We start from the raw sequence: 483 nt of genomic DNA on the forward strand, positions 1-483 counted from the left end.
ACGCTGACACACTCCTCAGCATTACCCAAATCGCTGAACTCCTCTCACCGTGTTACACGACGCTTCACGACCAGCTCAGAGAGTTTGAAACCGCGTTCTGTCGGGGATTTCCGACTGTCTGGGAGCGATCTCCCAGACAGTCGATGGGCCAACACAGGTCGATGAAACACAGCAGGTGTGTTCGGGCTTCAAAGGCCAAGATCCGCCGCGGGAGGGACTCAACCGCGGCGGGTCGCCCGAGGGTGGACGTACCCGCTGGACAGGGAATCAGGGTGACGAACTGACGCTCGTCGCGGCGTGCCGCGACGTGCTTCGCGTGGTCTCAGCTCAGGAAGGAAGCGGCTATGAAGATGATCTTGGGCCAGTTATCGAGGAAGCAGACGACCTCTCCCAGCCGCTGGGAGAGGTCTGGACCGATGGACTGCCAGCTTACCGAGGCATGGAGCACGATCACCAATACGTTGTCCACGACGAGAGGTACGT

1 pseudogene is annotated in these 483 nt (G+C 59.8%); it reads left to right on the plus strand.

Features of this window, described 5'->3' with window-relative positions:
- Positions 1-483 (plus strand): annotated as a pseudogene (locus tag EXE41_RS18690) (IS1595 family transposase); the annotation flags it as partial.

Source organism: Halorubrum sp. SD690R (genome assembly GCF_005435035.1).
GTDB lineage: Archaea > Halobacteriota > Halobacteria > Halobacteriales > Haloferacaceae > Halorubrum > Halorubrum ezzemoulense.